Origin of the sequence: Halovenus amylolytica, from assembly GCA_004015825.1 — an archaeon.
Classification (GTDB): domain Archaea; phylum Halobacteriota; class Halobacteria; order Halobacteriales; family Haloarculaceae; genus Halovenus; species Halovenus amylolytica.
In genome coordinates, this window is sequence record SAYS01000014.1 from 86,378 (window position 1) to 110,303 (window position 23,926).

Annotated in this window: 21 protein-coding genes; 5 read left to right on the forward strand and 16 right to left on the reverse strand. The window is 60.2% G+C overall.

Translation table 11 applies throughout. The features are described 5' to 3' along the window. Nucleotides 1–4: 4 nt before the first annotated feature. Complete coding sequence (locus EOW68_RS11785; protein WP_128225412.1) at nucleotides 5–1,171, reverse strand: acyl-CoA dehydrogenase family protein; 1,167 nt, start codon at nucleotides 1,169–1,171, stop codon at nucleotides 5–7. A 614-nt stretch (nucleotides 1,172–1,785) separates the two neighbouring features. Between EOW68_RS11785 and EOW68_RS11790 the strand changes: the two genes are divergently transcribed. Further along, a complete protein-coding gene (locus EOW68_RS11790) occupies nucleotides 1,786–2,493 on the forward strand; it encodes a helix-turn-helix domain-containing protein (RefSeq protein ID WP_128225359.1) in 708 nt (235 codons plus the stop codon). 18 nt (nucleotides 2,494–2,511) lie between these two features. Here the strand turns inward: EOW68_RS11790 and hmgB are convergent, their stop codons facing one another. The 5 genes from hmgB to EOW68_RS11815 form a co-directional block, all read right to left on the reverse strand. Further along, the gene (hmgB, locus tag EOW68_RS11795) at nucleotides 2,512–3,849 is read right to left on the reverse strand and encodes a hydroxymethylglutaryl-CoA synthase (protein WP_128225360.1); all 1,338 of its coding nucleotides are present in this window, start codon (nucleotides 3,847–3,849) and stop codon (nucleotides 2,512–2,514) included. Between the two features lie 127 nt (nucleotides 3,850–3,976). Further along, nucleotides 3,977–5,491, reverse strand: coding sequence for a hypothetical protein (locus EOW68_RS11800; protein WP_128225361.1), 1,515 nt, complete (start codon nucleotides 5,489–5,491; stop codon nucleotides 3,977–3,979). Between the two features lie 120 nt (nucleotides 5,492–5,611). Beyond that, nucleotides 5,612–6,049 (reverse strand): type IV pilin domain-containing protein, encoded by a 438-nt coding sequence (locus EOW68_RS11805; RefSeq protein ID WP_128225362.1) that lies wholly within the window; start codon nucleotides 6,047–6,049, stop codon nucleotides 5,612–5,614. A gap of 69 nt (nucleotides 6,050–6,118) precedes the next feature. Next, entirely contained in the window at nucleotides 6,119–8,242 is a 2,124-nt protein-coding gene (rqcH, locus tag EOW68_RS11810; RefSeq protein WP_128225363.1) for a ribosome rescue protein RqcH, read from the reverse strand. An 87-nt stretch (nucleotides 8,243–8,329) separates the two neighbouring features. After that, nucleotides 8,330–8,962: a DUF309 domain-containing protein gene (locus tag EOW68_RS11815; protein WP_128225364.1), complete on the reverse strand. Its 633-nt coding sequence runs from the start codon at nucleotides 8,960–8,962 to the stop codon at nucleotides 8,330–8,332. Between the two features lie 99 nt (nucleotides 8,963–9,061). Between EOW68_RS11815 and EOW68_RS11820 the strand changes: the two genes are divergently transcribed. Genes EOW68_RS11820 through EOW68_RS11835 form a run of 4 tightly spaced genes read left to right on the forward strand, consistent with a single transcriptional unit; the run spans nucleotide 9,062 to nucleotide 15,271 of the window. Continuing rightward, nucleotides 9,062–11,683 (forward strand): transglutaminase TgpA family protein, encoded by a 2,622-nt coding sequence (locus tag EOW68_RS11820; RefSeq protein WP_128225365.1) that lies wholly within the window; start codon nucleotides 9,062–9,064, stop codon nucleotides 11,681–11,683. A gap of 2 nt (nucleotides 11,684–11,685) precedes the next feature. After that, entirely contained in the window at nucleotides 11,686–12,294 is a 609-nt protein-coding gene (locus EOW68_RS11825; protein WP_128225366.1) for a DUF7269 family protein, read from the forward strand. After that, a complete protein-coding gene (locus EOW68_RS11830; protein WP_128225367.1) occupies nucleotides 12,291–13,676 on the forward strand; it encodes a DUF58 domain-containing protein in 1,386 nt (461 codons plus the stop codon). Before EOW68_RS11825 ends, EOW68_RS11830 begins: the two co-directional genes overlap by 4 nt. Next, nucleotides 13,673–15,271, forward strand: coding sequence for a hypothetical protein (locus EOW68_RS11835; protein WP_128225368.1), 1,599 nt, complete (start codon nucleotides 13,673–13,675; stop codon nucleotides 15,269–15,271). The genes EOW68_RS11830 and EOW68_RS11835 overlap by 4 nt, the downstream gene beginning before the upstream one ends. Here EOW68_RS11835 and EOW68_RS11840 read toward each other — a convergent pair. From EOW68_RS11840 to EOW68_RS11885, 10 genes are all read right to left on the reverse strand, one after another. Next, nucleotides 15,239–17,119 carry a DEAD/DEAH box helicase gene (locus tag EOW68_RS11840; protein WP_128225369.1) on the reverse strand — a complete coding sequence of 627 codons (1,881 nt, stop codon included), beginning with the start codon at nucleotides 17,117–17,119 and terminating at the stop codon, nucleotides 15,239–15,241. The genes EOW68_RS11835 and EOW68_RS11840 overlap by 33 nt on opposite strands. Nucleotides 17,120–17,184: 65 nt before the next feature. After that, complete coding sequence (locus EOW68_RS11845; RefSeq protein ID WP_128225370.1) at nucleotides 17,185–17,625, reverse strand: RDD family protein; 441 nt, start codon at nucleotides 17,623–17,625, stop codon at nucleotides 17,185–17,187. Nucleotides 17,626–17,736: 111 nt separating this feature from the next. Next, nucleotides 17,737–17,925, reverse strand: coding sequence for a hypothetical protein (locus EOW68_RS11850; protein ID WP_128225371.1), 189 nt, complete (start codon nucleotides 17,923–17,925; stop codon nucleotides 17,737–17,739). Nucleotides 17,926–18,370: 445 nt separating this feature from the next. Then, nucleotides 18,371–18,970, reverse strand: a complete 600-nt coding sequence (locus EOW68_RS11855) for a DUF5789 family protein (RefSeq protein WP_128225372.1) — start codon at nucleotides 18,968–18,970, stop codon at nucleotides 18,371–18,373. Nucleotides 18,971–19,099: 129 nt separating this feature from the next. After that, nucleotides 19,100–19,384 carry a translation initiation factor eIF-1A gene (eif1A, locus tag EOW68_RS11860; protein WP_128225373.1) on the reverse strand — a complete coding sequence of 95 codons (285 nt, stop codon included), beginning with the start codon at nucleotides 19,382–19,384 and terminating at the stop codon, nucleotides 19,100–19,102. 127 nt (nucleotides 19,385–19,511) lie between these two features. Continuing rightward, entirely contained in the window at nucleotides 19,512–20,495 is a 984-nt protein-coding gene (locus tag EOW68_RS11865; protein ID WP_128225374.1) for a mechanosensitive ion channel family protein, read from the reverse strand. Between the two features lie 57 nt (nucleotides 20,496–20,552). Beyond that, a complete protein-coding gene (locus tag EOW68_RS11870; protein WP_128225375.1) occupies nucleotides 20,553–21,650 on the reverse strand; it encodes a 60S ribosomal export protein NMD3 in 1,098 nt (365 codons plus the stop codon). Between the two features lie 39 nt (nucleotides 21,651–21,689). Then, the gene (locus EOW68_RS11875; RefSeq protein WP_128225376.1) at nucleotides 21,690–22,046 is read right to left on the reverse strand and encodes a hypothetical protein; all 357 of its coding nucleotides are present in this window, start codon (nucleotides 22,044–22,046) and stop codon (nucleotides 21,690–21,692) included. A gap of 53 nt (nucleotides 22,047–22,099) precedes the next feature. Then, nucleotides 22,100–23,056 (reverse strand): electron transfer flavoprotein subunit alpha/FixB family protein, encoded by a 957-nt coding sequence (locus EOW68_RS11880; RefSeq protein ID WP_128225377.1) that lies wholly within the window; start codon nucleotides 23,054–23,056, stop codon nucleotides 22,100–22,102. Further along, nucleotides 23,053–23,832: an electron transfer flavoprotein subunit beta/FixA family protein gene (locus tag EOW68_RS11885; protein WP_128225378.1), complete on the reverse strand. Its 780-nt coding sequence runs from the start codon at nucleotides 23,830–23,832 to the stop codon at nucleotides 23,053–23,055. Before EOW68_RS11885 ends, EOW68_RS11880 begins: the two co-directional genes overlap by 4 nt. Between the last annotated feature and the right edge of the window lie 94 nt (nucleotides 23,833–23,926).

Below are 23,926 nucleotides of genomic sequence, written 5' to 3' on the forward strand. Positions count from 1 at the left end.
CCACCTAGTACGATTTCGGGAAGCCGATCTGCTGGCTGATGTGGTTGTACGCCATCTGCTGGGTGACCGGTGCCAGGCGTGTGAGATTGATCTCCCGCCACCAGCGCTCGATATCGTACTCCCTGGCGTATCCCCACCCGCCGAAAGCCTGCATCGACTGCCGGACTGTCTCGATCCCGGCCTCGACGGCGGTCGCCTTGGCGACGTTCGTCTCGTAGGCGCAATCTTCACCCTGATCGAACAGCCAGGCAGCCTTCTCCCGCATCAGTCGGGCAGTCTCCATGCGCGCATAGGCTTTCGTTATCGGGAAGGAGACTCCCTGATGGGCCCCGATCGGTGCGTCGAACACCTCCCGGTCGTTGGCGTACTCGATCGCAGTCGATGCAGCAAGCTCGCCGATACCGGTGCCCGCTGCCGCGAAGCCGATCCGCTCGGGGTTGATCATGTGGACGAGCGGCTTCCAGCCACCACCTTCTGCGCCGAGCAGGTTCTCGGCCGGCACGCGAACGTCGTCGATGAACACCTCGCAGGACTTCGAGTAGTTGATCCCGTGTTTGGGAATCGGGGAGGTCTCGATCCCGGAGTCGTCCATGTCGATGATGAACAGAGAGATTCCGTCGGTCGGCCGATCGACGTCGCTTCTCGGCGTCGTTCGCGTCACCAGGATCATGTTGTCGGCGATATCTGAGAAGGTGATCCAGGCCTTCTCGCCGTTGAGCACGTACTCGTCGCCGTCTTTCTCCGCACGGGTCTTGATATTCAGGGTGTTGGTTCCGGCCTTCGCCTCGGTGATACCGATCGAGAAGTTCCGGTCTCCCGCGGCGATATCTGGGAGGTACGTCTCTTTCTGTTCGTCGGTGCCGTAGTCGCGGATTCCGAGTGCGGCCATCCCTGCTGTCAGGACGAGATACCAGGTGCCGGCCATTCCGCAACCCTCTGCACAGAGTGTCTCCATGGCGAGGCCCATCTCCTGCATCCCCATCGCTGCGCCCCCGTACTCATCCGGGATCAGGAGGCCGTGAAAATCCGCCGCAGCGAGTTCGTCCCAGAACTCCTGGGCGAACTCACCCTTGGCCTCTTTTTCGCGCCAGTAGGTCGGTCCGAACTCCTCGGCGACCGCCGTCGCGGTGGATTCGATCAACCCGTGTGTGGTGTCGGCGCTAAAATCCATGGTTTGAGTTCGCATACCCTACGGCTGGTCGACTTTTAGTGTTTGCCGTGATCGGGGTTAGTATGTTCGTGGTGAGGAGGGTCTGGGAGAACTCGATCAGGAACATCGGTGCAAACAGCAAGAAAGCCCCCGGTCGCTTAGCGACTGCGACTCGTTGCGCTCCTCGCTACGCTGTCGTTCGAAAGGCCGCCGGCCTTTCGTGATCACGAGAGAGCGTTGCTCTCTCGAACGACGGTGCTTACGTCGTCTCGTTCGCTAAGCGACCGCCGGGAGACGGAGTCTCCCGAGCAATCGGGCGCGTCGCGCCCGATGACGGCCCCTTTCAGTCCCGCCCAATGTGGCTTTCCAGGCCGGGCGGGACTGAAAGGGGCGAGGCTATCAACGAAGGTGGGCGACGTAAGCACCACAACGACCGGAGGGAGTGAGGAGCGCAGCGAGCCCCCCGAGTTGATAGCCTCGGGGCTTTCTTGTTGTTCGGGACGGTATTTCTGATGAGGTTCGCTCGTCACAGGGCTTTCTTGCTGTTTATTCTGCTTCTATCGAAACACTCACATAAAACCCCAAACACCGCCATTTCGATACGCTTTTGCACGGCAGGAGAGGTGATCTATTGTATGGCACGGGGGGATCGCGAGAAGTTAGCCGAGAAAATCGCCGGCGAGATTACGCTCAGCGACAACCCCGGCGCGACGCTCCGGAAGTGGCGGACTGATTTCGAAATCGCCCAGACCGACCTCGCAGATCGACTCTCTGTCTCCCCATCTGTCGTCTCCGACTACGAGAGTGGCCGCCGGGACAACCCCGGGATCGGGATCGTCCGCCGGGCGGTCGACGCCCTGCTCGATATCGACGAACGTCGCGGCGGGAGTCACATCCGCCAGTACGCACGCGTCCTCTCGGCCGGTTTCGACAGCGCTGCAGTCCACGACCTCAACGAATATCCCGCAAATATCCCCCTCGAACGGTACTACGAGGCGATCGAAGCCACGGAGATTGTCGAAGGAACGCGAGATACGATCGCCGGACACACCATCATCGATAGCATCGAGGCGATTAAGAATCTCTCCAGTGACGAGTTCTACAATCTCTACGGGCAGAGTACGAACCGTGCACTGGTGTTTACGAACGTCAGCCGCGGTGAGTCACCGCTCGTCGCACTCCGTGTCGTCAAACCGACACCGCATGCGGTCATTTTGCATGGTCTCACCGAAGAGGACGTCTGGGAGTTCGCACCAGATCTCGCCAGAAAAGACGGCTTCTCGCTCGCTGTAACTGATCTCCCGCTCGAAGAAATGCTCGAACGGCACCGCGAACTACCCTGAACGTCGGGGAGGCTCTAACTACTCGACGTAGGTGTACTTGCGCTCGCCCATCCGACCCCAGCCGTCGAAGACGAACTCGCCGTCGGGGGAGGTAAGCGGCTCCATCTCGGTTGTCTCGTCGTGGTTGTGGACGTCGTGGATGCTCTCGTACTCCTCGAAGGTGATCTCGTTGCGTTTCTCGATCTGCTCGAAGATGTTGAGCTGTTCGATCTCCTCGGCCCAGCCCTCCTGGATGGTCTCGGCGTGGATCTCCGCCTGCGCACCACTCCCATAGGAGGAGACGAGCATATTTTTGCCGGCCATCTCACGGCCGTCTTCGAGCGCTCCAACGAGTCCTGCCGCACGCGCGAGGTGGACCGAGCCCGTGTACCAGTTGCCGACTTCCCGGGAGATGGCAAAGGTCGGTTCGACCGTCCTCGCGTACCACTCCTCGTACGACGTCGTCTCACCGAGTTTGTCGGTGTACTCTTTGATCGCATCGAAGAAGGCGTCGTCGTCGTCGAACGCCTCTCGGCGTGGCTGGCGACCAATCTCGTCAGCGAGTTCGTCCTCGATCTCCGTATCGCGGATACAGTGTCGATAGCCGAGCACTGCGGCCTTGCGAACCATGCCAGGGAACGGCGTGTGGAACGGCGCGAGTTCGAAGTTGTCCGGATGGGTATCGCCACCGTTCCGTGCAAAGTCGATCATCGCCTCGCGCATCCGGGCGAGATATACCTGCATCGAGCGTTTGCCGTCGACACTCGGGAACTGCTGGTTCGGTTTGAGGAAGTCCGTCTCGTCTGCACTACCGAAGCCCTGTTCATCACCGAGTGTGACGAGATCCGGATCTTCGTCGATGAGCATCGCGACCGCCCCGGCACCCTGGGTCGCTTCGCCGGGATCGTCACGGGCGTACAGCGCGGTGTCGGTGGCGATCACGAGCGCCTTCCGGCCCTGGTTTCGCCCGGCGCGAATCCAGTTGTACGCGTCGTCGAGTGACTGGGTCCCCGAGACACAGGCGAACTTCCGCTCTCCCTTGTTCGCGTGGTGGAAATCCCCGTCGAAGGTCTGTTCGAGACAGCCCGCGACGTACGTCGAGACGGGTTTCGACTGATCGAAGGAACTCTCGGTCGCGACGTCGATCCGACCGATATCCTCGGGCGTGAGCCCCTTGCGCTCCATCAGCCGTTTCGACGCGTTTGCACCCATCGTCACGATATCTTCGTAGACATCCGGCAGGGAAGAGGCGTTCAGACCGAGCCCCTTGGTGTACTTGCCTGGCTCCTCGCCCTGGGCCGGGGCGAACGTCTCCGCGAGATCCAGTTTGAGCTTCCCTGTCCAGATTTCGACGCCGTCGATTCCTACATCATTCATGCCTGAATATGACTCCTATCAGCTATAAGTGTCTGTCGACTATGAGTTCGTCGATTGTCGAAACTATGGTTTTAATCAGTTACGATCTGTTTCGAATGACGGGTGTCGTGATATTTAGTAATTGATCTCAGTTGCAACTGAAGTCATCTATTGTCAACTCACCACTGTTTCCGATGGTCGCAGTGCAGGTTTCTGTTCCGCCGGGGCCGGTTACTTCGGCAGTTATACTCCTACTACCAGGTGATTTATCAATCTGCAATTGACCGTTCCTGTCAGTGCTTGTCCCAGAATCATCGTTCGATTCTACAGTCACAGTATTGAATGTTCCAGTCACTTCCCAATCGAAAGTGACAGAAGTTTTATCACTCGTTGCATCCAAGACACTGAAACTGGGTGGGTTACCATTACTGACGCTACCGTTGGAGACTGCTACAACCCCCACGTTCATCGTCACGTTCTCCGGCATCGCTGCGTTGTGTCCACTACCCGACTGGGGCTGGTAGCCCTCTTTTATTGTGACGTTGATATCGTTCGATCCAGTGTCGTTTCCTTGATAAATGAACTCCACCTGGCCGTCCAGATCACTCCGTTCTGATGTAGTGTTCGAGTTATCGCGGAACAAGCCACCTTCGGCAGAGGCATTCACCCAGATGTCGCTTTTCGGATTATTAAACCGGTCACGAACCTCCACGGTCAGTTTCTGGCTGTTACCCTTCTGGATGGACGTATTGTTGCCCTCGATATCTGTCAGATAGGCCGATTCCGTATCTGTCGTCCCAGTGCCAACCCCAACTTTGGACATATGGAGTCTGTACCGCTCTCCGTCCTCAAGTGTTAGTTCGAGCAACTCCCGCTCAGAGTCCGCGATCGGTGTCGTCGATATGCTCTGCACGTGGCCACCGTTGGTAACTCGCTCCTCGGAGAGAAGTTCTCGCCACTGTTGTTCGTCGAGTCTCGTCGGCATCGTCAGAGTGATCGGGCCGGTGTCGTCTCTAATCTCCACCGGGCGGGTATCGGTACTGATCGGATCGAAATCGACAGACGTACTCTCGACGCGACTCTCGCTCAGTGATCCGTTCAGCGCGACGAACGTCAGGCGGGTATCCCGAATCAGCGCCTGTCCCGTTATCGGGAGCGTGGCGTCCTCACGTTCGAACCGATTGAACAGAACGCTGTGCTCGAACGTCGTTTGTGGCGCATTGCGGTACTCGTTGTAGCTAGGACGGTACTGGATCGTACCGGTGTTGTACTGCCGACCTGTCCCGTTCCAGAACGCGTCGATGTTGGATTCGACTGCAGTCGCGTTGCTAATCGTGAGATTGAACTGCTGGTCTGTCGTGCCTATCGTCTGTACTGTTCCACTGGCTGGCCCGGGATTCCGGAAAATCGTTCGGGAAGGGTATCTGACGCCGAGTCCCAGCGTCACAGAGCGGGTGTTGAGGGCCCCTGGCATCGAATTTACCGTGCTGCGCAGTTCGGTCAGCTGCTGCTGGATATCCTGGTTGTGGTTGAACTCTATATCCTCGTTCTGGCTGGGGATAATTGTCGCCTGCCACACCGAGAGGAGAACAACGAGAACCCCGAACAACAGCACCGCACCGATCTGGATGGACTGGGCCCTGTCATCCGAGAGAAACCGCATTGGTTCCCCTTTTGTGGTACGTTAATAAAAGCCTACTGCAGTCAGTACCATCTGGTGAAATGTCGGTCCAATTTTAAGTACTCGATAGTGCCGATGTCAGCACCCACAGAACCAGCACGATCACGGACTGGTGGCAGGAATGTCGAGGATATCCTGGTACAGGAGTGTTCCTGCATCCTGATCGAAGACCAGTAGACGCACCTCCCCCGACGAGAGAGCCTGGCCTGTGTAATTGTATCGCCAGACATCTCCTGGTTCGAAGACGCTGGTGTCATCGCCGGCAACGAACTGCCCGTCGGGTAGTCGCAGTCGTATCTCGTCACTATTGCGCAGTATCACCTCGACATCTGGAGCCGAGAAACGGTCACCGCCGTTGTGAGCCACTGTCAGATACGTCTCGTTGATCTCACTCTGAATCAAAACATTGGGATCGTCCTCGGATTCGGACTGAAACGAGTCGAGGAGAAAGACACCGACGACGGAAGCAAGCGTAACGATGACTGCTGTCAGCAGGACAATCCCGACAAGTTCCGACTGACTGCGCTCTGGCTCCGACATTCGACTATAGATAGCGTAGAATAGCGCAACCGGAGGCAAATATATACCGGCAGCAGTGCCATTCGGCCGTTACTCCACCATCGTGCTCCCACCGGGTGGGAGAAACTCCTGGATCAGGTCCGGGCTGGCGACTTTCCGGACGAAGGAGTCGTCTGCGAAGCGATTCTTGAACTCTCTGTAGAGCCGTTTCGCGATATCGTTCTGGGCGTACTTGCCCGGTTCGACAGTAATCGTCGTCTCTGCCTGTGATTCGATTGGCTCCGGCGGCCCACCGATGACGCGGGTTTCCGGTTCGCACATGATCCCGACAGCGACACCCACCGGCGTATCCTCGAAGTAGGTCCGGTCGCCACGGATCGCGAAGCCGCCTTTCTCCAGGTACTCGCCGCTTTCGGGCGTTTTCGAGACCTGATCGTGGTCGACCATGTAGGCGTCTGCTGCGAACTTGCCCTGTTTCCAGATCGAGGAGTAAGAGACTGCGAACTGGGCGGCTTCGTTCTTCGAGCGCTCGGGGATCTCGATGTCCTCGTCGTAGGCCTCGCTGGGTCCGGTCGCTTTCAGCACCGTCGCAGGGCCACCGTGGGCCTGGGTGTGGAAGAACAGATCGCCGCGGCTGAGATACTTCTTGACGATCTCCTCGTTCTCGTCGGCGTTACGGCCACCGATCACCAGAAAGCCGTCGCTGGTCTCGAACCACCGGAACTGCTCGTACCAGCTCTCGGATTTGCGGATCGGCACCGACTGTCGCGATAGCCAGTCGATCTCCTCGGTCTCGTCGTCATCCTGCTCGTCGGATGCTTCCTCGTCGGAGGCTTCCCACTCTTCGCGACGCTCTTTGACTGCTTCGAGTTCCTCGCGGGTGTTTGCGATCGCTTCCTTGGCACCCTCTTTTTTCCCCTCGATGCGCTTTGCCTCCTTGTAGAGTCGGTCCGCGTTTTTCTCGACGCCATCGCTCACAAGGAGGGTGACGTCGTGATCGTCGATACGGACAGTCAGTGTCCCCTCGCTCTCGTCGACCGACTGAACGGCCTCTGCGGCGGTGATACCCTGCTCTTTGCCGGCCTCGAACTGGGCTTCGATCTCGTCCCAGGACCGGCCATCTTCCCGTGCCTGCCGTGTCGTGGTGAGAATCTCGTCGACGAGATCGTAGTGTGCGTACAGCAACTCTGCCTTCTCGCGCTCGGTGTCGGCCTGCTCCTCGAAGCTGTCGATTGCGCCCTCCTGCTGTTCGATGATCCGTTTCTGTTTCTCGATTTCGGCCTCGAAGTCGGGGCGTTGACGGCTCTGGTCGGCCGGCTCCGGACTCCCCTCGTCCTCGTCGAAGTGTGTGAAGTAGTCGTCGAGTGCGTCAGTAAAGCTCTCGAACCGATCTGGTTCGAGTTCGGCGTGTTCCTCCATCGGGATCGGCGTCACGTCAACCCGTTTTCCGGGACCATCTTCGCCAGGCTCACGATAGACGCGTGGGTCGAAATTCCGATCCTGCAGACGCCGGGTGAGCGACTGTACTTCCTCGTAGATGGCCCGGAACTGGTCCTCGCCAGCCGCCTCGATATCGAGCACCTTCTCGACGCCAGCCCGGGTACAGAGTTCCTCGCCCCACAGACCGCCGAAGTTGAGCTGTGTCGCGAGCGTCCGGACGACATCCGTGTCAGACTGTCGCAGACGAGCCCCAAATTCTTCGTAATCGACGGTCAGCGGATTGAATCGGGCATCCGGGAACTCGTACTGTGAGCCCGGCGCGACGGTCCGGGATTTGAGCCGGACGGTATCCAGACAGTCGACAACCTCGCCGGTTTCGTCGAGGACAGCAAGGTTACCGTCGCCGAACAGCTCCGCGACGATCGTCGTCGAGCCGTCGTCTCGTTCGAAGGTGATCGAGACGATCCGGTCGAACTCGAACTGCTCGATCGAGGCGAGCTGTGCCCCCTCGATCCGGTTTCGCAGCATCATCGCGAAGTTCGGCGGCCGCTCCGGTGCCGGTGGCACGTGCTCCGGGGGGGCCACGCGCAGATGTTTCGTCTCGCCGACGTCGATCAACAGCTCGATCCGCCCCAGGTCGAAATCACGCATCTTCAGCCGGACGAGCCCGTCGTCGTACAGATAGGCCTTCTCCAGCTTCGACCCCTCGTAGGTCGATAACTCGCTCGTGAGGGCTGCGAGATCGACACTGGTCAGCTCCCGCTTTCGCTCCATACGGGCTGTTATCGTGTTGCCGGCCAAAGAGGTGTCGTTGCAGAGTCGTGCCGCCCCTGAAAATCGGACACTGGTGTTGCGTTACACCTACTCGCGCGGTTCGAACAGCCCAGACACATCCGCTTCGCGGTTTTTCCGGCGCTGGACGTGTTCGCCGAGTCGCTGGACGATGATTCCCCGACTCTCCGGTTCACGCACGTAATCGAACAGCAGAGGGACGATCGCGCTGTTTGTCTTCTCCAGATCTGCCCGTGCGTACTCGATGGCCTGCTCGATGACTGCTTCCTCCTCTGGATAGTTCTCCGCGCGTTCCTCCGCGAGCACGTGGGCCGCGATACAGGTCCCCTCGAACTGCAACTCCGAGAGTTGGATTCGATCACCGTCCAGGGTGAGCGCCAGCGGTCGTCGTCGCTCGATCAACTCGGGATCCCGAGCGAGTCGGGCCAGGTACGACCGGACAGCACCGACGTCGACACCGCGGTACGTGTCGGGCAGGGAGTCGAGATACTCGCGACCGCTGGTGGCCAGCCCCGTCGCTCCCGACCAGTTGCGGTTCCGGGCGTGATAGACCGCCGCGGTGAACTGGATCAACCCGTGCAGGAACAGTTCGTCGTCAGTTCCCTGTTCCAGATCGAGCCAGTGCTCCTCCCAGGCGTCGTGTGCCCCGTGGTAGCCGCCGGCATTGAAAATCGCAATCCCGGCCCGGAGATTCGCATCCATCACGTCCGGCTAGCAGGTGGTGAGTAAAAAGGACAGTGTACCGAACGGTACCATTAAATCTGTGGGCGCCTATCGTTGTTGCACACTCTCGGACCTGGCATGGAAGGATCTGATTCCGGTGACACACCGGACCGAAACTGGGCCCGAACTGGATTGGTCCTCTGTTCGTTGCTCGTCGTGATTGCGGCCGCAGTCGTACTGCCAGCGTTCGGTACCGATGGGATCACGGGTAGTCCGATCGAGCGGATTCTGCCCGGCGAATCTGCCGGACAGACGTCTGGCGAAAGCCAGTTCGGCGACAGCGGGAGCGGACTCGGTGCGCTCAACCCTGGCGACAGTACAGGCGTCGGTGGGGACGTTGGACTCGACAGCGACACCTACGGATCGACAGATACGAAGCTGCATTTCACCGTCGAGAGCACGAGCAGCACCTACTGGCGAACCGGTGCCTACAACCAGTACACCGGTTCGGGCTGGGAGCGGACCGGTGACTCCGAGCCGGTCGATGGATCGATCGCGTACGACGGGTCCGACGGCGAGCAGATCGACTGGGAGATCGAGTTTCAGCAGCCGGCCACCGCCGTGCCGACTGCGTGGCGGCCGAAGGTGATCGAGGGCGTCGACGATCCACAGCTGACCGCCCAGCGGTCGATCAGAACCGAGACGCCGATCGAAGCCGGCGACACCGTCGACGGCGTGAGCTACGCACCCCAGCAAGATCCCGGAACCTTGCGTGCAGCTGGCACGGACTATCCGTCCGAGATCGAATCGCAGTACACCCAGCTTCCGCGCGAGACGCCACAGCGACTCGAACGGTTCACAACGAATCTCACCGCCGACGACGAGACGCCGTACGAAACGGCAGTTACGATCGAAGACTGGCTCGAAGAGTCCAAGGAGTACGATCTGAACGTCTCGGAACGGAGCGACCAGATCGCCACCTCGTTCATTTTCGAGATGGATGCCGGCTACTGTGAGTATTTCGCGACAGCGATGGTGTCGATGCTTCGCTCGCAGGATATCCCAGCACGGTACGTCGTCGGCTACTCGTCGGGACAGCAGGTGGGCGAGGATACCTACGAGGTGCGTGCGATGAACGCACACGCGTGGGTGGAGGTCTATTTCGAGGATATCGGCTGGGTCAGATTCGATCCGACTCCTGCAACGGAACGTCTCTCCGTACAAGAAGAGGCCCTCGAATCCTCGGGTGAAGAGATCGATCCTGGGGAGATCGAGTTGCCGGAGAATCTGAATCCCGGCACTGCAGAGTCAGATTCGAGCGGGTTCGAGACGACACTGAACCAGACGGCCCTCCCTGGGGAGCCTGTCGAGGTATCCGTGACCTACGAGGGCACCCCGGTCATTCAGGAGACGGTGTATTTCAACGGGGAGCCGGTCGGGAGAACGGACAGTGACGGAACGGTCGTCGGTATCGTGCCAGATGCAGAAGAGCTACGCATTTCGATCGAAGAGCACACTCGATCCTCGGCATCAGATACTGTCATGGACGATGACCAGGAGTCTGCCAGCCAGCCAGTTCAGGCCAGCGGCGGCTCCTCGGCCTCGACGGTCTCGACCGGACAGGCGGACGACGACCGGACTGATACTCACCCGATCGAGCGGACGGCTTCACTCGCTATCTCGGGTGAAACCACCCCAGGTGAGACGGTAACCGTGACGGCGACAGCCGGTGACCGTCTCCTCGACGGCGCGACGATACGACTCGACGGAGAGCCCGTCGGGCAGACGGACGAACGTGGACAGATCGACGTCAGACTGCCCGACGAGCCAGGGACAGTTTCAGTAGCTGCACAGCGGGGGCTCGTCGACGGGGAGCGGACGATCGAGATTCCGGAACTGACAGTCAGCGTCGAACGTGATCGACTGCCGGCGATGGCTCTGGGGACGGTAACTGTGCGGGCAGAGATCGGTGAGGAAGCAGCTGCTGGCGTCCCCGTCGAAATGAACGGACGACAGATCGCGACGACGGGCGCTGATGGCACCGCGACGGTGCAACTGCCGCTCGCATCCGAGACCACACTCTCCGTAGCAGCCGCCGGGCAAAGTCAGCAGGTAGTTCTCGATGGGTTGCTGTGGCGGTTCGGAGCGGGTGCACTCCTCGCGTTCGTGGCCGTCGCGATCCCACCTTCCTTGCTCCTGCGTCGCGGATACGGCCCGGGAAAGATCGGTCACATCGTCGTCGCACTGCCCGGAAAACTGGCAGTCACCGGACGAACTGCCGTGGTGAAACTCGTGACGAACGGTGGCAGCTATCTCGCGAGGACGGGCGGACGTATCCGGCGACTGTTCGGTGGGGTGATGGCGATACTCCGTGGTGAACGATCACTTGCTGGGATATCGTCGAGCGTAGCTGCGTGGCTCGCCGGCGGCTGGCAACGCCTCACTCGCAGGCTGGCGGGTCTCCGGCCAGGCGACCAGACAGACAGGACAGAGAGCCAGCTGACAGTCCAGGAGGCCTGGCGGCAGTTCCTCGACGAACTCGATGTCGGGCGCGTCGAGACCCGGACACCCGGTGAACTGGCCAGCTACGCAGTCGAGAAAGAAGGGTTACCCAGAGAACCAGTGCTGGCGTTGCGGGATACGTTCCGCGAGGTCGAGTACGGCTCCCGGCCGCCGACCGATCGTCTGGACCAGGTACAGGATGCGATCGACCAGATCCAGCGTGCGAACGACTCGGTCTCCGAAGAGGGTGAGGCCTGACGATGAATGGGTATCAGCGACTCTCCGCGGTGATCGGCCTCGGTGCGATGGTCCTCGGGGCTGGACTACTCCTCGTCCCCGCACTCGGAACTGTCGGCCCCGTCAACGTACTCCAGGAGAACATCACCGAATCTGCTCCCGAACAGGTGCTGTTGCTCACCGGGGCCGTCGTTATCGGCTACCTTGCGGTCGGACTCCGCCGATCCGCCGAGACGCCGGATCGCTCGCCCGAGCGTCGGCGGTTCGATCGAGCAACTGCCGCCTCGATCGATGGGGAGTTACTGGACCGACCCCAGCCCGAGTTCGATACCGATATGATCCGTGCAATCCAGTCCGGTGGCAGCCCACTTCGAGCGGTCAGAGACGAGCTTCATCAGACAGTGGTCGGCGTCTACACCGATCTCTACGGGACGTCAGCGCAGGCAGCCAGAGAGACAGTCGACAGCGGGGAGTGGTGTCACGATCCGGTTGCGAGCGCCTTCCTGGCGGGGGATAGTGGCCCGACGTTCTCGCTGGGGAGACGGCTGCGGCTGTTCGTCACGCCGAAACGGGAGCGACGCCACCGGATCGATCGAACGATCACGGCGATAGAGGAGCTAGAACGGCAATGAGTGAGGATCACAGGTGGAGTGTCGGAATCGGGACTGCACTTGCGCTGGTCGGCAGCGGCCTGCTTTTGATACAGACGGCCCTCGTAGTCGGGGCCGTCATTCCGTTGGTCTATCTGCTCCACGGTGTCGTTTCGACCGCTCCGTCGGATGTCGAGCTGTCGGCAACACGTGAGTTCGATTCGACCGGCGTGATACCCGGTACTGAATTCACCGTGACACTGACTGTCGAAAACACCGGAAACGACGTGCTTCCGGATCTCCGGCTCATCGACGGCGTGCCAGAAGAACTCACAGTGGTCGCGGGTACTCCACGGGTCGGTGTCGCACTATCGCCCGGGGAGCGTGCCAGCACGACCTACACGGTAGTCCTCGAACGGGGCCGCTTCGAGTTCGACGACCCGGTCGTCCGTCTGCGCTCGCTGGCCGGCACAGACGAACGGACAGTGACGATCTCGGCAGTGGGCGAAACGACACTTGTCTGTGCAGATGCCATCTCACAGCCGTCGCTGGCCGACGCGACCCTCGGACAGGCGGGGACGGTCCCGGCAGAGACCGGCGGTGCCGGGCTGGAGTTTTACGCGACCCGACAGTACCACACCGGTGATCCGATGAACCGGATCGACTGGCACCACGTCGCGAAGACCGGCGAGTTCGTCACGATCCAGTACCGGCACGAACGTGCAGTACGGTCCGTCGTCGTCGTCGACTGTCGACCCTGTACCCGCGTCAGCTACGAGGCTGGCTCCCCGACAGGTGCGGCGATGGCTGCCTACGCCGGGGAACGACTATTCCACTCGCTCGAATCGGCAGGCGCCGTCACGAATCTCACGGCGGTCGGCTTCGACGGGGAGCTGGAGCATCTAACCGATGCCGACGGGCTTCCGTGGCTCCATCCGGGTGCCGACAGAGAACATTCCCCGTCGACACTGTTTCGTGGCATCCACGAGATCGCGAGCCACCGCGGGAGTGCCGACGAGGAAGGACCCGTCCGACAGCGGCAGGCCAAAGAGCACGACACCGGACAGACAGACGACTGGACTGCGGCGGCGCTGGCGGACGGCGGGGGGAATCGAGAGCGCTCGGAGTGGACGGAGAAACTGCTCGCTCGTCTGCCAGCGGAGACACAGGTTATCCTCTGCTCCCCGGTACTCGACGACTGGCCAGAGGAGGTCGCCAGCGAACTCACCGACAGAGAGTGTATCGTCATCAGCCCAGACGTGACAGCGGGTTCGAGCTACGGGCAACGAATCAGGGGAATCAACCGCCGGCGACGGCTGCGACGGCTCCAGGACTACGGCGCGGAGACGGCGAACTGGCGAATCGACCAGTCGATCGAGGGAACGCTCAAACGGGCACTGCCGGAACTCTTTACAGACAGATGAGTACGACACAGCAAACCGGGCCGCCGAAAACGAGTTCTGCTCTCGTGGGAGTGCTGGCACTGTTCGCGGTCGTCCTCTTCCTCCGGGAGGTCCCAGTGCGCGCAACCGCTCTGATCGGCTTCCTCGGTGCAGTCAGCCTCACCGCGAGTCTCTGGCTCGTCGACACCGAGACGGAACTAGCCGGTCGGCTGGTGGTGAGTCTGCTCACGATCCCGGTCGCAGCCGGCTTTATCGTCGGGATTTTTGGAACGACACTGCTGTTGATCGGCTCGTTTTTCCCGGTCGAAACCGTCTCCGATGTCTCTGTCGCGACGTTAATCGTGCTGGGGAATCTGGGTGTCGTCGTCGGAACAGGCGTCGCCATCTTCGGTGTCACACTCGGGATGAAAAACGTCATTGCACCGACCGCGCTCACAGCGTATACGAGAACCGCTGTCGCGACGGCACTCGTCCCTCTGGTTACTGGCAGCCTGCTCGTCACCAGTATCGCCCTCCGGGAAGGCAGTCCCGCCGGTGTCGATCTCCTGTTCAAGAGTCAGATCGAGGGGATCTGGACCGCACTGGTTTCACCCGGTGGCAGACAGCTCCATCTCGCATCGTTCCTGCTCATAGCCGGTGCTGCTGCCGGGATCTGCTGGCTTTTGCTCCGCCGGTTCCCGTTCGAATCCCTCGTCGGGTCCGGGGGCGACGATGGGAGACAGATCCGACAGAGAGCAACGAAGCTCGGACCGCCCCGGAGAGTCGGACTGGCGTTCGGAGGGCTGACCGTCGGTGTCCTCCTCGCGGAGCTACTGCTTTCACCCGCCGAGATACAGTCGCTCGTCACTGTCCCGCTGTACGATCTCGTCCAGGTCGTCACGACTGCCGACTGGCTCCGTCTGCTGTTGCTCGGGACGACGACAGTCGGTGCGATCTGGCTCGGGCTGTCGGTGCTGCTCGAAGAACTCCCTGCGAACCGGCAGACAGACCGGTCGGTGTTGCTGGCACCACTCGTCGTGGGCAGTCTCTGGACGCTGCTCGCGGCAGCGGTTTCTGAATCCGTCTACACCTGGCTCGTCACCGAGATAGCGAGTCAGCTCCCCTCGAGGCCAGCAGCCGAGATGCTGACGGTTTCGGGCAGTATCGAGACAGTTTACGGGAGTACCCCGCTGATCGTTCTCCTCTCCGGTATTTTTCTCGGAGTGTCAGCCGCGATCGGAGTCCTGCTGCTCGGCGGTGTCAGGAGTGGCTACCTCGCTGCAGCAGGAACGGGCTTCTCTGTCGCCTGTGCTGGGTTCTGTCTCGCGGCAATCTCTGCCAGCATCGTCTCCGCACCCAGCTGGCTCGTCCTCGGCGGGATCGCTGTCGGTCTCGCCGTCTGGGATATCGGCCACTTCGGGACCACCGTCGGCCACGAAGTCGGCGAGGGTGCGACGGGACAGCTGGTCGCCGTCCGGGCCAGCACGACACTCCTTGTCGGAGTAGCGGGTGTGGCGCTGGCGGTCGGTCTGCAACGCTGGCTCGCAGCGGACGGATTCGACGCCTCACCGAGGACAACGCTCGCGCTGGTCTTGCTCGTCACGTCACTCGTCGCTTTCGCGAACGCGCTCCGGTAGATCCCGGCTCTGCTCGGTCACTCGAACTCCTTTCTCGGCGAGATGTTGCATCCGCCGGCGGGCGAAATCTTCCTCCCGAGTCCCTCTGGTCGCGAGAACGTACATCCGAGCACGACCGGTCGGACGCATCGTCCGGCCCGCTCGCTGGGTCCCCTGCCGGCGCGAGCCGCCGAGTCCCGACGCCACGATTGCGAGTTCTGCACTCGGCAGATCGATCCCCTCGTCGCCGACTCTGGAGACGATGAGTGTCTTGAGCGTGCCGTTCCGGAACTGCTCGAAGCGTTTTTCGCGCTCGGCGTGTGGCATCTCACCGCTGATGAACGGGACACCAAGTTCGTCGGCGTAGGTCTGGCCCTGATCGAGATACTCGACGAAGACGAGCGCCTGCTTGTCCGCGTGTTCGGAGAGCAGCGCGTGGACTTCCTCGATTTTCGCCGGATTCGTCGCTGCGAGCTGGCGGCGCTCGTGGCCCTCAGAGCTGACGTACTGGTTCTGGACCTCCTCGGAGTCCCAGGGGACGTATCTGATCTCGACTTCCGGCTCGGCGACGAAGCCGGCCTGGAAGAGTGCATCCCAGTCGGTCCCGATCGGCGGCCCGATCAGCGTGTAGATATCGGCCTCCCGGTCGTCTTCCCGGACCGGTGTCGATGACAGGCCGAGTCGGTGACGTGTCTGCAGGTCCGCGCTCCGGCGGTGAACCGGAGCTGGGATGTGGTGGACCTCGTCGTAGATGATCAGTCCCCACTCGCGGCTGTCGAACAGCTGGCGGTGGCGATCCATTCCGGCCGTTCGGTAGGTCGCGATCGTCACTGGTCGAACGTTCTTTTCGCCGCCGTGGTACTCGCCGATCTGGTCGGGCGTGAGCGTCGTCCGTGCCAGCAGTTCGTCGCGCCACTGGCCAGCCAGTTCACGGCCGGGGACGAGAATCAGCGTCTCGCCCTCGACTGCGGCCAGAATGCCGAGCGCCGCGATCGTCTTGCCGCTTCCGGGTGGGCCGACGAGAACGCCGGATTTCGTCTCCATGAAGTTCGACACCCAGGCCTGCTGGTACTCCCTGAGATCGAGTTCGAGATCGGCTGGGAGATCGTCACCGCTGTCGAGACTCCGTTCGTCCCTGACGGGATACCCTGCCTCGTAGAGCACGCGTTTCACTTCCGCGATGCGCTCTTCGGCGACCCAGCTTTCGGTATCGGAGATGGAAGCCCGGAGCTGGTCGTCGTCGAGTTTCTGTCTGGCGACGTTACCCATCAGATCCGCAGATTTCGCTTCGAGGACTGTATAGCCCTCGTCGTGGGTTCGCAGCGCGAACTTGTTGGCGCGTTCGTACTGCGAGCGCAGCCACTGTTCGAGCTGCGGAGATCGCTCCGCCAGGACAGACCGAACAGTATCCAGCAATCCGTCGAAGGTCTCGTAGGGTGCCTGCCAGATGTCTTCCTGGCGAATCTCGTACATATAGGCGCCAGAGCCGGTCGTATCGACGAGGTGTGCGAACTGCGAGAGCTGTGCGCGGGTGAACTGCGTCGGCTGGTCGACGACGATCTCGCGGCGTTCCGGGAAGAGGATGACACGCTCGCGGTCGGTCATCCGTGCCCAGTCGGCCGGATACCAGACCACAGGGTCGTTAGTCACGTCGAGTCGTTGTGCGATACCCTCCACTGTCAGTTCATCCAGCCGCTCCGTCGCCTCGGAGTGCGAGCAGTCCTCGACCTGGGCGAACCGTGTCGCGGAGACGACCGGCCGACCGAGCGCCTCTAACGCGTCGTAAAACAGCTCTTCTTGTCCGTCTGATTGCTCTGCAGGACTATCGACAGCATCCGACTGATCATCCGTTTCTGCGTCCTCGGTCACTACCGCCGTGTAGCCGACGGACGAACAAACGGCTTGCGTCCGCAGTCTGTCTATTCGGGCTATCGTCAGCCGGACGTGGTGGAAAGTTCATCCGCCGAGACGACGAGCGTGTGTCCCGCCATATCGCCGAGTCGTTTGCCATCACCTCTGAGGAGGATGACCGCGACTGCAATACCCCAGTAGCCGAGTCCGTCGATAGCGCGTAACGCGTTCCGGAGGAAGGATTCACGGAACCCAATCGATGCTCCGTCGTCAGTGACGACACGGAGTCCGAAAAGCCGCTTTCCGGGCGTCCGGTCGGTCGCCCACTCGAAGAGGAGATGATAGACGAAGGCGATCCCACAGAGTATCAGAAACACCGTCGTCCGCACCTGTCCCGGAGCGACGAGTTCGGTGAAAGTAACGCCCGCCGCGAGGGCAGGGAGCACACCGAGACAGAGCACCACGAACTGGTCGAACAAAAATGCGACAGTCCGGCGAGGAAGGGGTGCCGGCTGGGGTGTCATAGCTGGAACGGAGTGTTCGAATTGCTTGAGTCTGGCGTCTCGAAAGCTTCGTAAGAGTCCCGTCGCACCGCAGTCGCTGCCTGATCTGATATCAGAAGAAAACTAGATCGATTACTGCGCGTCTTCCGGAGAGTCCTGAATCGGTTCGACGGTGCCATCACAGCTCCCACAGTCGGTTTTCTCCGTGGCGACGTAGACGATGTTACACGACTGACACTCGTAGAGGGTCGACTCTTCCCTCCTGGCGACAGAGCTATCTGATCTGGCCCTACTGACGATTTTGGTAAGGATACCCGGCATCAGACAGCCCTCCCTGTGTGACGGCTGGCAGGCAACCGCTTGCTGACAGTCAGTACCGATTCCGGCAGCCGAGAGAGCTGATTGTGACCGTCAGTACCGGGAGATTTTCGGGTTCTCGTACCGAGTGATCCACCATACTCCAGTGGTGTATCGATCTGGCCCGCTCGCATCTCCCGTGCGGATATATCTCCGGCGTGTGTCCTGTTTACACCGACCTTACTAATTACAGGCAAGAATTTCATTGTAAAAAACAATACGGCCTTGATAAACCTAAACCCCCGATATGTTCACTGGGCGAGTTTATTAATTAAATGGGTGACAAGAAAATCTCGGATTTCCCGCCGGTTCTGTCCTCTATGGCTCTCTCAAAAGAAACGAAGGAGAGAGATGCAGGAATTAGGTGAGCGATATGAAAAATGAGTCGTGTCAGTATAACCTCGCCTGTTCACACTCCGAGCCACTCGTCGTTCCGGACGGAGTATCCGTTCTTTCGACAGAATTTCGCCGCCTCTCTGCGCACACCTCTCGAGCCCGGAATCTTCTCTTTCTCGCGGATCTGGTCGATAATCCAGTCGGCGATCACCCGGATCCCTTCGTCATCGTCGTCTGCGTCGATCGCTTTGAGCTCCCGGAACGTCTTCTCGTAGGCCTCGCGCTGGGATCGACCCAGTTCGGTGTTCGGGAGCGTCTCGCTGGCTTCGATCACGCGTTTCATCGCCGCAGCGATCGTCGGCCGCTGGACGAGTACCCTGACCTCTGCTGGCTCCTCGAATATTTCTGCGTCCGTCTCCGGCAGTAGTTCCGCGACGGTGTAGCGTTCGGCTGGTGTCTCGATCTCACGGCCACCGATCTCCTCGACCAGTTCGGAGGCTGTGACGGGGAACTCGATTTCGTCGAGTTCGCCTTCGAACTCGTCGACTGTGGCCGGGTCGATCTCCGGCTCTGTCTCGTCTCTCCGTTCGAGTTCCTCGGAAAGATACCGCTGTCGCTGTCGTTTTTCTGTGTCCTGTGCCTGCTTGTCGCGGCCTTGTCTGTCGTCTGCCATTCCTGTTACTAGATTGTCCATTCAGATAACACTATTGTCCTCTCTCGGTTCATTATTGCCCCCAACCAGTTCAACGAGCGCGAACGATATCTCTCGGCACGCTGGTATCAGAACAGTAAGACAGAGAAATTAGTCTATGTGGCCTTCGCGGCGAAGTTGATCGGCAGCCTGACTGTCGTAGCGCCACTCGATATCTGCTTTTTCGTCCTGCCAGTCCCACGGGTCCACGAGGACGACATCGCCTTTGTCGATCCAGACGCGGTATTTCATCCGACCAGGGATCCGGCCCATCCGCTCTTCACCGTCCTGACACTGCACTCTGACGTGATTGCCGCCGTCGTGGCTCGTCACGACAGCGAACTGTTCGTCGTCGTTTGGCATCCGTAAACTCCGATGCCCTGTCTCTTCACTCATACAGTTTCTAGGAGACGACCGACTTAAAGTCCTGCGGGATTGGTGCTACCTCGTCTCACGATATTTTCCAATGATATTCGAGAGGCGTGGGGTGGTAATTTGTCGTTCCTCTCAAATACAGTATATTTTATTTTTGGTCCGTTCGGTCCTCGGAGTCAGCCAGTCTCACCGGCAGTTCTCCACCCTCGTCGGCAAAGACGTGCTGTGTGTGGGGATACGCGATTTCGATATCATCGCCCTCGAACGCATCCCAGACGTTCTCCTGAACTTTCGACTCGATTTTCTGGGGGCTGTAGGGCTCTTTTATCCAGTACCGGAGTCGCAACAGGATGCCATGATCGGCAAAGTTGCCGATCAGACAAACTGGTTTGGCGGGATACCGGGCGCTACCGATACGGATCCGCGGCCCGCCAGAGATCACTGCATCGACTTTCTGCGCACTCTGTTCCATCCTCGTCCGAGCAGTCGAAAGATCGCTATCGTACGTGATCAACACATCGAGTGTCCGGCGGATCCGCGTATCCTCTGCGGAGTAGTTTACCACATCCCGTTCGCGCATTGATCCGTTCGGAATGACCAGGAAGCTGTTATCTAGCGTGAAGATCTTGGTGTATCGCAGTGTGATATCCTCGACGAATCCTCGTGTTCCTTCTCCCTGCTCGGTGAGTTCGATCATATCGCCGATCTCGTAGGGCTGGTCAGCCAGCAAGAATAGCCCACTTATTACACTCCCGACGATCGGTGCGAGGATGACACCGACCACTGCCGAAAACACCGTCACAGAGAGGGCAATGTTGCTCAGATCGAGCCCGTAGATCCGGAGGACGGTGAAAAACCCGAGCAGATAGACGCCGACACGGATCGCCGCGAGGGAGACTCTGGTGAGACTGGGACGCTCTAGATGTTGTGCGAGCCGACGGCTGAACACGCGAACTAGCAGCCTGGCGACGAACCAGGACGCGAAAATGACGAAAACGGTGGCGGCGACCTCCAGCACGACAGTTGGAACGAACTCCGGAAGCCAGCCAGGTCTGGGGACGGCCTCCTCTTCCTCCACGAGTGTTTCATTATTTCCGGCCTGGAGAAGATTCAGCAGGGACAGCCCTCTCATAGCGGTTTGGAATCGCCGACTGGAAAAAAGCGTTGTGTGTGCGCCAAATTGGCCTGATCATTCGGGGAGAATGAACAGATCGCCGTCGCCCCTGATCACACGAACCGTGTCACGGTCCGAATCAACCGATGGGGGGCGGGGCACAGATTTCGTCTCGTAGCTGTCGGGATCGAGGACCTGTACCGCGTGTTCGTCCTCGATCGCGACGAGCGTCGTCTCCTGGGCGTCCTCCTCCCAGCCCACTCTGTCCGCAGTCGGTGCCTCACCGTCTTCGAACGGCGTCTTGTAGGTCTCGCCAGTTTTCAGGCGAGTGCCGGTCATCGTCTCGTGAGCGCTCTCGACCAGTACCGGCCCGTCGCCGTCACCCGGATCGACGATTTCGCCTGCCCGATACGGTGGCAGTCGGACGGCATAGGTGACTCGGTACACCTCGTTACCATCCGAATCTTCCGTGACGAGCGTCTCGTGGTCGGTAAACGACCCACCGAGTTCGGTGACGATCTGTCGAGCGACCTGCTGGCCGAGTCTCGTCGTCGACAGCCGGATATCGAGGCCACCCTCTACTTCGTTTATCTCCGTGACGAAGGCCTCACGGTCGCCCCTGGATTCGAGATCGTCGACGAGTTGGTGTGCGATCTCTTTCGCCCGGTCCCGTTCGGTTTCCGTCGGGTCACGGTCGATCGAGCGTAACTGAACGATGCTGGCGTAGGATCCGCCGGCGATGCGACCACAGCGTTCGCAGGTCTCGCGGCCGATTTTAACCGGCACAGTGAGTTCTTCGGCGAGCGGCGTCCCGCGAAGGACGCCAGAAAACTGGCAGTGCATCCTGATCGTCGTCTCGTCGACCTGTTCGGGAGAGACCTGCCAGGAGATGCCGGTGGCTTCGACGTGGACCGACAGTGCCTGGGTCACCTCGTCGATGGCGATGTCGGTGTAATCCTCGGCCCCAACGTCGACCCAGCGGTTGCCCCGCTTGACTGCGCCACACTGTGCACAGACGCTCACCTCGATCCGGTCGGGTGCAGCCACGAGTTCGTACTGGTCGATGTAGCAAGAATCACAGAGTGCACTGTCTCGACCCTCGCGCTCCGGCAGGTCCTCGGAGCGTTCGATCTCCTCACCACACCGCGGACAGAAGGCACCCGATCGGCTCATATGGAATCAGTAGGCCAGGGTTGCTTGTAAGCACCACGTTTAGAAGTCGAGGTCGTCCGCCGCATCGAGCGTCGACGAATCCGCAAGCGCCGCAGAAAGAGACTCCTCGATCGCATCCAGTCGAGCGATCAGCTCCTCACGCTGTGATGCTGCAACCGACTCCGGAGTGGGGAGACTCTCTGTCTCCTGTATTTCGGTCCGACGTTCCTCGTCGAAAAAATCCGCACTGGTGAGTCCTTCGACTGCTTCTCTCAGCTCGACGATCTCGGCTTTGCGCTGCTCTAACTGCTCGTCAGCACGGGATGTGACTGTCTCGATAGCCTCCAGTCCTGCCGGTTCGTACACCGCCACCAGCTGATTGTACTTCTTGATATGTCTGTTACTCCGAGTCGGCATCTGCCGTAGCTAGTGGTTCGCCGTCGTTTCAATCTTATGTCAACTGTACTGCCTTACTCGCCGAACTGTTCGGTGAGTGCGGGCACGACGTCGAAGAGGTCGTCGACGATACCGTAGTCGGCGATATCGTAGATCGGGGCACTCGGATCGTCGTTGATCGCGATGATCGTCTCGGAGCCTTTCATTCCGGCGACGTGCTGGACCGCCCCAGAGATCCCGATCGCAATATAAATATCGGGCGAGACTTTCTTGCCGGACTGGCCGACCTGTCGATCCGGTGGGAGCCAGCCGTTGTCGACGATCGGACGGGAGGCAGAGACGGTCGCACCGATCGCATCTGCGAGTTCCTCGATGAGTTCGATGTTCTCCTCGTCCTCGATCCCACGGCCAACGGAGACTAGCACGTCCGCATCACTGATATCGACATCCCCTGTCCGGACTTCTTCGAACCCTGTCACGGTCGATCGCACAGCTGACTCGTCGATATCGGCCTCGAAGGGTTCGATGGCTGCGTCACCAGTCCCGTCGGCCTCGGGCCACTCTCCCGGACGGATCGTCAGGAGGGCGCGCTCAGAATCGATATCGACCGTCCCCTCGGTTTTGCCCCCGTACAGCTCACGGACGACAGAGAGGCCGTCGTCGGTCTCGATATCCACGGCATCAGTCACGAGTGGCAGGCCCAGTCGTTCTGCCAGCGCCGGGGCGAAATCGAGGCCGTTGACCGTGTTCCCAGCCAGAATATACTGTGCATCCACGGCGTTTGCGAGCTGTGCAGCCACCTGCGTGTAGATACCGTGGTTGAACTCCTCGCCGTTCTCGACGGCGTGGATCTGGTCGACTCCCGGACGATCGAGTTTGTCCGCATACTCCTCGACTGGTCCACTGATGACTGCGGCGTGCAGTTCGCCGTCAGTCGCGTCGGCGAGCTCTTTTCCCGCCGTAAGCAGCTCGTAACTCACGTCACGGAGTTCGCCACGCCGGTGTTCGGCAACCACGAGAACGTCGCTCATGCTCCCACCCCCTTCTCTTCGAGAAGCTCTGCAAGCTGTGCTGCGGTCTCCTCGGGGGCACCCTCGAAGAGATCAGTATCACTCTCACTTTCGGGCACCACGAGATCCGTCAGTTCGAGTGAGGCTGCTTCGAGTTCGACACCGAGATCGGCGGGTGATCTGACGTCGAGTGGTTTGCTCTGTGCCTGACGTATTCCCCGCAAACTCGCATACCTGGGTTCGTTGATCCCCGTCTGAATCGTCAGCACGGCCGGCAGCTCGATCTCTGTCAGTTCTTCGACGCCCCCTTCGAGTTCCCGGTGAACCCTCGCGGTGTCCCCGTCGAGATCGAGCTGGTTGACGACTGCACCCCACTCGAAACCGACCTGTTCTGCCAGTGCAACACCCGTCGCCCCGAGCGCGACGTCGCCTGATTGCACCCCCGAGAGGACCAGATCGGGCTGTTCGTCTTCGACGACACCGGCCAGTAGCTGTGCCTTTCGTGATGGATCGATCATCGTCTCTCCCTCCAGAGACTCGTCCCAGATGCGGACCGCCCGGTCTGCGCCCTTCGCAAGCGCCGTTCGAATCGTCTCCTCGACACGTTCGGGGCCGACCGTCGCCGTCACGACCTCGATTTCGTCTTCTGTCTCCTGTAGCTGCACGGCCTCCTCGATCGCGTACGTATCCCACTCGTTGAGATCGAATGTCAGATACGTCTCGTCGATCGACGTGTCGTTGATCTCGAACTCGTCGTCCGCTATCGCGACCTCCGTGACTGTCACGAGAATCTTCATACAGTGTATCAGTTCGACTAACCGAGCTAAATGTTTTTGGTACTCTCGGAAACTCAAAAAGAGTTTTCCCCGAGATTGGAAGGGTAAGAGTGTT